Below are 8,262 nucleotides of genomic sequence, written 5' to 3' on the forward strand. Positions count from 1 at the left end.
TGCCGGAATGAATCAGAATGCTCACGAACCCGCTAGTTTACCTGTTCCCGCCGCCGATGCGCTCGATGCCAGCGCCGCCCTGGCCGCGCACATCCGCGAAGCCATTTCGCAGGCGGGCGGGTGGCTGCCGTTCGACCGCTATATGGAGCTCGCGCTCTATACGCCGGCCCTCGGCTATTACAGCGGCGGCGCGCGCAAGTTCGGGCGCCGCGCCGAGGACGGCAGCGACTTCGTCACCGCCCCGGAACTGTCCCCGCTGTTCGCCCAAACGCTCGCTCGCGCCCTCGCGCAAGCACTCACGGCAAGCGGTACGAGCCGCCTGATCGAGTTCGGCGCAGGCACCGGACGTCTCGCGGCCGGGATTCTGAGCGCCCTCGATGCGTTGGGCATTCCGCTCCAAAGCTATGCCATCGTCGAGCTGTCCGGCGAATTGCGTGAACGCCAACGCGCCACGATCGATGCGCTCGGCGGCGCCCTAGCCTCGCGCGTGACCTGGCTCGATGCATTGCCCGACCATTTCGAAGGGGTCGTGATCGGCAACGAAGTGCTCGACGCGATGCCCATTGCGCTTTACGCGCGTACGGCCGGCGTCTGGCGCGCACGCGGCGTATCCGTTGATGAAGCCGGAGCCTTTCGCTTCGACGACCGCCCGTTGGATGCGCCCGAAGGGCAAACCGGTAAGGAAGACGCCGCGTTGCTGGCCGAGATCGACACACAGATCGACCCGGGCGGCGACTACATCGCCGAGACCCATTCGGCCGCGGCGGCCTTCACGCGCACCGTCTGTTCGATGCTCGTGCGCGGGGCGGCGTTCTTCATCGACTATGGCTTTCCGCGCGGAGAGTACTACCACCCGCAGCGCTCGCAAGGCACGCTGATGTGCCACTACCGCCACCGCGCGCACGGCGACCCGTTTCTCTATCCGGGGCTGCAGGACATCACCGCCCACGTCGAATTCACGCGTATCGCCGAAGCAGGCGTCGAAACGGGGGCGGATCTGCTCGGCTATACGTCGCAAGCGCGCTTCTTGATGAACGCGGGCATTACCGAGGCGCTCGGCGAAATCGATCCGAACGATGTCGCGCGTTTCCTGCCGGCGGCCAACGCCGTGCAGAAACTGATGTCTGAAGCCGAGATGGGCGAGTTGTTCAAGGTGATCGCGTTTTCACGCGGCATCGACGGCGCGATCGACGCCTTCGCGCGAGGAGACCGGTCGCACACGTTGTAGACGCTTCAGCGCATGCGCCGAAACGTCAAGGCTCGCCGCCCAGCGCTGTCGCAACGGCTTTGGCCCGCGCCCGATGAACCGCCTCCTTGATCTTCCCCGGATTATCCGCGAACGCTTGCGCAACGGCGCCCGCGTCGACGCCACGCGCCGCCATCAAAGCCACGCGCAGGCGCTCGGCCTGGGGATATTCGCGCGTCTCGAAACCGAGCCGGCCGCGTGCGTCCGACTCGCAAGCCTGCAAGGCCTCGGCGAAGCGGGCGGGCTTGCGCAGCGCATCGCACCGTTCGAACAGCCGCACGAGGGCTTGCGCGCCCATTTCCATCACGCGATGAATGTTGCCGTGCTCCCGTGCCACGAGCACGGCGAGGTCGCGGCATTCATTGGGCACACGTAACCGCTCGCACATCGGTTTGAGCAAGTCGACGCTGCGCGTCTCGTGACCGATGTGTCGCGGCAAGATGTCGTCGGGCGTCGTCGCCTTCCCCAAATCGTGCGTCAGCGCGGCGAACCGCACAGGCAGCGCATACCCGCGCGATGCGGCGTAGTCGACGACCATCATCACGTGCACGCCCGTGTCGACCTCCGGATGGTAGTCGGCACGCTGCGGCACGCCGAACAACGCATCGACTTCGGGCAAGACACGCGCGAGCGCACCGCACTCGCGCAGCGCGGCGAACATGCGCGACGGCTTGCGCTCCATCAGCCCACGCGAAATCTCCTGCCAAACGCGCTCGGGCACGAGCGCATCCACTTCGCCCGCGGCCGTCATCGTCCGCATCAAGGCAAGCGTTTCGGGAGCGAGCGTGAAATCATGAAAGCGCGCGGCGAAGCGGGCCACGCGCAAAATGCGCACCGGGTCTTCGACGAACGCCTCGCCCACGTGCCGAAAGCGCCGCGCCTGCAAATCGGCCTGCCCGCCGAACGGATCGATGACGGGCCCGATCCATTCGCCGTCGGGCCTCACTTCGCGCGCCATCGCATTGATCGTCAGATCGCGCCGGACTAGATCCTCTTCGAGCGTCACGTCCGGCGCATAGTAGAACTGGAACCCGTGGTAGCCGGCCGCCGTCTTACGCTCGGTTCTCGCAAGCGCGTATTCCTCGTGTGTCTCGGGGTGCAGAAAAACAGGGAAATCCTTGCCCACGGGACGATAACCCTGCGCCGCCATCTGCTCCGGCGTCGCGCCGACGACGACATAGTCGCGGTCGGACACGGGCACGCCGAGCAATGCGTCGCGGACGGCCCCGCCTACGACGTAGATCTTCATGCCGGGTCTTCGAGCTCGGCGATGAGCGTTTCCGCGGCCGCGCCATCGATCCACTCGCGCATGGCGGGCACCGCCAGCATGTGCTCGATGTAGCCGCGCGACGCGTCGGAAACGGCCGGCGCGTACGTGACGAATCGCATCACGACAGGCGCGTACATGGCATCCGCGATCGTCAACATTTCGCCGAACAAGAAGGGGCCGCCGTAGCGCTTCAGACAGTCGCCCCAGATCTCATCGACGCGCGCCACGTCGGCCAAAGCGTCGGGCGTGGCGCCCCGGCCGGGCCAGCGGGCCCGAATGTTCATCGACATCTGCGCGCGCAACGGGCCGAAGCCGGCGTGCATTTCGCTCGAGACCGAGCGGGCGTGGGCGCGCGCCGCCGCATCGCTCGGCCACAGCGCCTTTTGCGGATAACGCTCGGCCAACGTTTCGAGGATCGCGAGCGACTCCCAAACCGCCTGCCCTTCGTTGGTCACGAGGCACGGCACCTTGCTCGACGGAGAATGCTCATGGATACGTCGGCTCGTGTCGGGCTCGCGCAGCGGCACCATCACTTCCTCGAACGGGATGCCGGCGTGCTTCATCATGACCCAAGGGCGCATCGACCACGACGAATAGTTCTTGTTACCGATGATCAGTTTCATGCGTCACCGCAAAAGACGTTGTTGGGGGATTGCAGATAGTGCCATGACGGGGCGCGGCCCCGCTGCGTGGTGCGCATGACGTGCGGGGAACGCCCGCCGTCAACGCCGCGCCGTCGCGCGCAATGCGCTGAAGCGAGAGCGCAGCGACCCTTCGTTCAGGTAGGCCGGCGCGATGGCTTCCACGGCCACGGGCTCCAGATTCAGCTCGGCCGCGAGCGGCCCGCTCAACACCGCGTCGCGCGACATCGAGTCGAGGTTGTCCCGTGTGATGAGCGGCTTGCCAGGCAGCGTCTCGAACGACAGCGCCTGCATGTACGCGAACGCGTCGGGCAGCCGGACGATACGCGCCTGGCGTCCGATCAGCTCGCCGCAATAACGCACGAGCGCCTCCAGCGTATAGACGGTCGGGCCGCCTAGCTCGTACGTGCGGCCATGCGCGGCGTCGAGATCGAGCGTGCCGACGATCGCTTTGACGACATCGCCGACATAGACCGGCTGAAATTTCGCATCGGGTTTCGCGAGCGGCAGCACGGGGAACAACCGCTGGAGCGCAGCGAACGTATTGAGAAACTGGTCCTCGGGACCGAACACGACCGACGGCCGGAAGATCGTCGAGGCGAGTTGCGCCGCCGCAAGCACGGCTTTCTCGCCATCGCCCTTGGACCGCAGGTACATACTCGGCCCATTCGAATCGGCGTTGATCGCGCTCAGATGAACGAGCCGATGAACCCCCTTGCCCTCGCAGGCCGCGGCGATCTTCGCGGGCAATTCGACGTGGAGCTTGGCGAATTCCGGCCCGTAGGGTGTGCCGCGCCGACCGTGCAGCGTGCCGACGAGATTCACGACCGCGTCGGCGCCCTCGACGAAGCGGGCCAGCTCGACGGGATCGAACAGATCGAGCTCGATCACGTCGAGCGGCAGCATCGTGAGGTGGCCGGCATGGCTGCGCCGCCGCGTGGCGACACGCACGGTTTTGCCCGCGGCGACGAGCGCGTTCGCGAGATGACTGCCAATGAAGCCGGAACCGCCGATCAGCGCAATCGATTGATGTCGCATGTTCGCCTCCCTGGAAGCGGCTGCCGCCGCGGCGTCGCCGGTCATACGTGCCGACGGCACGAGCCGGGCTCGGTGGGTGAAACGCGACGCGCGCCGCTCGCGAGCCGCGCGTCCACGGCGGCTCGCTTCGATTCACCTGCCCTTAAGGGGTTTGAGGCAGGATGACGCCGAGCCGTTCCTTCAGAGATTGCGGACGGCCTTCGAACAGCGCCGCGTAGTAGACCGTATTGGACAGCACGTTCTTGACGTAGTCGCGCGTTTCGTTGAACGGAATCGTCTCCGCAAAGATCGCGCCTTCCACTGGGCGCTGCAACGTCGCCTGCCACTGGCGCGGCCGGCCGGGCCCCGCGTTGTAGCCCGCCGTGGCAAGCACGGCCGAACCGTCGAACTGATTGTAGATCATCGATAGATAGCTCGTGCCGAGCAGAATGTTCGTATCGATGTCGTTCATCTGTGCACGCGAGAGCGGGCCGAGACCGATCTTGCGCGCCACCATCTGCGCCGTTCCGGGCATCAGCTGCATCAGGCCGCCCGCGCCGACCTCCGAACGGGCGTTGATGATGAAGCGCGATTCCTGCCGAATCAGACCGTACGCCCATTCGACGTCGAGTCCCGTCGATTTCGCGTCGCGCTCGACGATATCGCGGAACGGCGAGAGATAGCGCAAGGAGAAATCGTGCTCCGCTTGCGTGCGGTCGGCCGTATTGACCGTCCGGTCGTAGAGTTCGATACGGCGCGCGTACTCGGCCACCGCCAACAGCTGGCGGTCGGTCATGCCGCGCAGCGGCCAATTCCACTCGCGATTGCCCTCGAGCCGCAAGTTGAGCGCGTAGAAGCGCCGCGCAAGCTCGAAGCCCGGCGTGCGGCTCGCGGCGTCGATTTCGGCGTCGGTGACGGTGGTCTTCGGCGGCACGCTGATCTTGCGGCCCAGTTCCTCGCTGGCGAGCTGCCCGTAGAAGTTGAAGCCCGAGGCGATGCTCGCGAATTCCTGATTCGCTTGCGCCTTGTCGTCGGCGCCGCCGATCTGCTTGAGCGCGCGGGCGTGCCAGTACACCCACGCGGGCTGACTGCGCAGCGCGCTCGGCATTTGCTCGATCGACCAGCGCACCATCGTCCAATCGCCCGCAAGCAACGCGCTGCGCGTGCGCCACATGTAGGCGGGGTTCGACAGGGGTGCATTCGCGGAGAGCCGATACCAGTCCACCGCGCCCGGCACGCGGCGAGCGGCGCCCTGGTACCCGATCGTGCCCCAGCCGATCGCCCGCTCGGCCAGCGACAGCGACGGTGCGATCGTTGCAAACGTGGCGGCCGCCGTGACGGGATCGTTGCGCGCCATCGCCGTGATCGCCAGCAGCGCCAGCGCGTGCGACGCCGAATCGGGCCCAACGCCGCGCGCCAGCACGAGCGGCGGCGCACTCGTCGCTTCGTCGGCAAGCTTCGGATCGGGGCGCGCCGGGCCGAGCGCATCGAACAATTTGGCGCCGACGCTCGTATCGTTTTGTTCGTAGGACAGGCGAATCTGCTGCCACACGTCGTCCTCGGTGAATTGACGACTCGCGGCCAGCGCGGTGATCAGATCGACGCAGCCGTCGCCGTAATATTTCGGATCGACGAGCAGCGCGCGCGCCGCCTCGGCGACGTTCTCGCCGCGCGCGGCGCGCGATTCGAGCGCGTAGCACTTCACCTGGGTATCGTCGTCGAGCACGAACCGCTGATACTGCGCATCGAATTTGCGCCAATCGTGGCGTGCCCCGAGAACGACCAAGTAGTCGTTGCGCAGGCGATCGGCGATCGCTTCGCCGTCGTGCCGCTGCAAAAACGAGAGCACCGGCTCGTCGGGCGCATCCAAGCGTGCGTGGCCGCTGCCGTCGAACAACTGCGGCTTCAGTTGGAAGTACTCGAGGTACGAGGGCGCGGGGTAGTTCGGGATCATCGCCGCGAGCTGCGCCGCGCGCGCCGCGTCATTGTTGCGGGCGGCCTCGCGCAGGCGCACGAAAATCTGATCGTCGGTCGGCGCGGCGGCGGGGCGCGAGGAACGTCCGGCGGAGGCCGTGCCGCACGCGACGAGCGCAACGGCGGCCAAGGCCGATGCGGCCGCGCGATATACTCGGGCAAAGCGTTTGGACATCGTGGTTCGTGGAGCGAAAATTGAGCGAAAGCATAGCACGCAACCCCTTGGAAGAATCGAAGGCCGAGCTACGAAAACGCTTGCTCCTCACGCGCGGCGAGGCGGCCGCAACGCAGGCTGCCGGCGAATCGCTCGCAGCGCATTTATCCGATGCGCTGACGCGTTTCGCGCCGCACACCATCGGGTTCTATTGGCCGCTCGCGGGCGAATTCGATGCGCGCGCGATCGTCGGCGAATGGCTCGCACAAGACATGCGGCGTCAAGCCGCGCTGCCCATCGTCGCAATGAAGGGCCACGCGCTGCGGTTTCACGCATGGACGCCTGACGCGCCGATGCGCATCGGCCACCATCGCATCCCCGAGCCCGAAGCCACGCAACCGGTCCTGCCCGATCTGCTTTTGGTTCCCTGCGTGGGATTCGACGACGAGGGCTACCGGCTAGGCTACGGCGGCGGCTATTACGACCGGACGCTCGCGGCATGGCCCGGCGCCGCACGGCCGGTCACGCTGGGCATCGCCTACGAAGCCTGCCGGGCCGCGCTGCCTCGCGAGGTGCACGACGTGCCGCTCGATGCGGTCGTCACCGACGCCGGATTGTTCGTGAATTCGCGCGCTGCCGAACGCTCGTAGCGCGCTCAGAGAGAGGCCGCCGCGCGCGCGGCCGTATCGTAGAGGCCCGATGCATTTCGCATAAGTTGCGCGGCTTCGCCGATTTGCTCGTTCGCGAGCCCGCTTTCCTTGAGCGCCGCGATCAGACAGCTTTCCCGCACCTCGCGGTACTTCTGACAGAGTTCTCGGCCGGCCGGCGTGGCGGAAAAGAAGACTTCCTTGCCGGTCTTTTCGCTTTTTACATACCCTCTACTCACGAGCTTCTTCAAGGCATACGTGGCGACGTGCGTATCTTCGATATTGAGCACGAAGCAGATATCGGCCAGTTTCTTCTTGCGTTCGCGGTGGCTGACGTGGTGCAGCAGCGAGACTTCGATGGCCGTCATGTCCTTGGCCCCCGCCGCCGACATGCAACGCACCATCCACCGGTTGAACGCGTTGCTCGCCATGATCAGTCCATATTCGAACTCCGATAGCTCGACGCTCGTCTCGGAGACGAGATGTTCCGAAGACACGATCTGGGTCGGGTGACGCGGCATGGCGGCTTGCAACTGGCAATGGGAATGAGTTCGCGAAGTGTACGCCGCCGGCTAGGCGGCCAGCACTAGCAAAAACGCTTATTGGTAAAATGTCGATAATTTATCAACAATGCATGCTGTACACGTGCATATCGGCCGCGCGCCTGCCTCGGCAGCGATGAGCGGGCCAGCGAAGGCGCTCAGATGACAGAACCTCGAATCTATCCGCTCGGCGACAGCGCACTCGTCTGCGAGGCGCCCCCGCCCGCGACGCTCGCGTGCCAAGCGCGCATTTGGGCGCTGGCGCGCGCGGCGCGCGAGTGGGCGAACGTGGTCGAGGTCGTACCGGGCATGAACAATCTGACGATCGTCTTCGACCCGCTGCGCGCCGACATGGAAACGCTCGCGCGCGAGATGGCGCGCGCGTGGAACGAGGCCGTGGGAACCATGCCGTCCACGCGCGAAATCGACATTCCTGTGCGGTACGGCGGGGAAGACGGGCCCGACTTGCGAGCCGTGGCCGAATACGCGGGCTTGTCCGTCGACGAAGTCGTCAAACGCCACGCGAGGGCCGACTACACCGTTTTCTTCGTCGGCTTCCAGCCGGGCTTTGCCTATCTGGGCGGGCTCGACGCGTCGCTGCATATGCCTCGCCGCTCCGCGCCCAGGCTTGAAGTGCCGGCCGGGTCGGTCGGCATCGGCGGGGCGCAAACGGGCGTCTATCCGGCGGTCTCGCCAGGTGGCTGGCAGTTGATCGGCCGTACCGACGCGACGCTGTTCGACCCGGCCCGCAATCCGCCCGCACTGCTGCAG

The 8,262-nt window shown here is 66.2% G+C and carries 8 protein-coding genes; 3 read left to right on the top strand and 5 right to left on the bottom strand.

Annotation, left to right across the window (positions count from 1 at the left end; all coding sequences use genetic code 11):
- The first annotated feature begins 7 nt into the window (after positions 1-7).
- The gene (locus tag ACTHNR_RS09670) at positions 8-1,228 is read left to right on the top strand and encodes a class I SAM-dependent methyltransferase (RefSeq protein WP_440547374.1); all 1,221 of its coding nucleotides are present in this window, start codon (positions 8-10) and stop codon (positions 1,226-1,228) included.
- A 25-nt stretch (positions 1,229-1,253) separates the two neighbouring features.
- Here ACTHNR_RS09670 and ACTHNR_RS09675 read toward each other — a convergent pair whose 3' ends face one another.
- From ACTHNR_RS09675 to ACTHNR_RS09690, 4 genes are all read right to left on the bottom strand, one after another.
- Positions 1,254-2,495, bottom strand: coding sequence for a multifunctional CCA addition/repair protein (locus tag ACTHNR_RS09675; protein WP_440547367.1), 1,242 nt, complete (start codon positions 2,493-2,495; stop codon positions 1,254-1,256).
- On the bottom strand, positions 2,492-3,139 hold the full coding sequence (locus ACTHNR_RS09680) for a glutathione S-transferase family protein (protein ID WP_440547368.1): 648 nt from the start codon (positions 3,137-3,139) through the stop codon (positions 2,492-2,494). The genes ACTHNR_RS09675 and ACTHNR_RS09680 overlap by 4 nt, the downstream gene beginning before the upstream one ends.
- 99 nt (positions 3,140-3,238) lie before the next feature.
- Complete coding sequence (locus ACTHNR_RS09685) at positions 3,239-4,195, bottom strand: complex I NDUFA9 subunit family protein (RefSeq protein WP_440547369.1); 957 nt, start codon at positions 4,193-4,195, stop codon at positions 3,239-3,241.
- A gap of 142 nt (positions 4,196-4,337) precedes the next feature.
- A complete protein-coding gene (locus ACTHNR_RS09690; RefSeq protein WP_440547370.1) occupies positions 4,338-6,323 on the bottom strand; it encodes a transglycosylase SLT domain-containing protein in 1,986 nt (661 codons plus the stop codon).
- 8 nt (positions 6,324-6,331) lie between these two features.
- On the opposite strand from ACTHNR_RS09690, the gene ACTHNR_RS09695 reads away from it, so the two are divergent.
- Entirely contained in the window at positions 6,332-6,952 is a 621-nt protein-coding gene (locus tag ACTHNR_RS09695) for a 5-formyltetrahydrofolate cyclo-ligase (protein WP_440547371.1), read from the top strand.
- Between the two features lie 5 nt (positions 6,953-6,957).
- Here ACTHNR_RS09695 and ACTHNR_RS09700 read toward each other — a convergent pair whose 3' ends face one another.
- On the bottom strand, positions 6,958-7,470 hold the full coding sequence (locus ACTHNR_RS09700) for a winged helix DNA-binding protein (protein ID WP_440547372.1): 513 nt from the start codon (positions 7,468-7,470) through the stop codon (positions 6,958-6,960).
- A 183-nt stretch (positions 7,471-7,653) separates the two neighbouring features.
- Here ACTHNR_RS09700 and pxpB point away from each other — a divergent pair.
- Positions 7,654-8,262 (top strand): 5-oxoprolinase subunit PxpB (gene pxpB / locus ACTHNR_RS09705; protein ID WP_440547373.1); only part of this gene is annotated, 609 nt, incomplete at its 3' end.

It is taken from the genome of Trinickia sp. (genome assembly GCF_051954495.1).
Classification (GTDB): Bacteria; Pseudomonadota; Gammaproteobacteria; order Burkholderiales; family Burkholderiaceae; genus Trinickia.

Excerpts from the sequence above, each read along its gene's own strand:
- ACTHNR_RS09670 (WP_440547374.1), top strand. The coding sequence starts at position 8 with ATGAATCAGAATGCTCACGAACCCGCTAGTTTACCTGTTCCCGCCGCC.
- ACTHNR_RS09675 (WP_440547367.1), bottom strand. The coding sequence starts at position 2,495 with ATGAAGATCTACGTCGTAGGCGGGGCCGTCCGCGACGCATTGCTCGGC.
- ACTHNR_RS09680 (WP_440547368.1), bottom strand. The coding sequence starts at position 3,139 with ATGAAACTGATCATCGGTAACAAGAACTATTCGTCGTGGTCGATGCGC.
- ACTHNR_RS09685 (WP_440547369.1), bottom strand. The coding sequence starts at position 4,195 with ATGCGACATCAATCGATTGCGCTGATCGGCGGTTCCGGCTTCATTGGC.
- ACTHNR_RS09690 (WP_440547370.1), bottom strand. The coding sequence starts at position 6,323 with ATGTCCAAACGCTTTGCCCGAGTATATCGCGCGGCCGCATCGGCCTTG.
- ACTHNR_RS09700 (WP_440547372.1), bottom strand. The coding sequence starts at position 7,470 with ATGCCGCGTCACCCGACCCAGATCGTGTCTTCGGAACATCTCGTCTCC.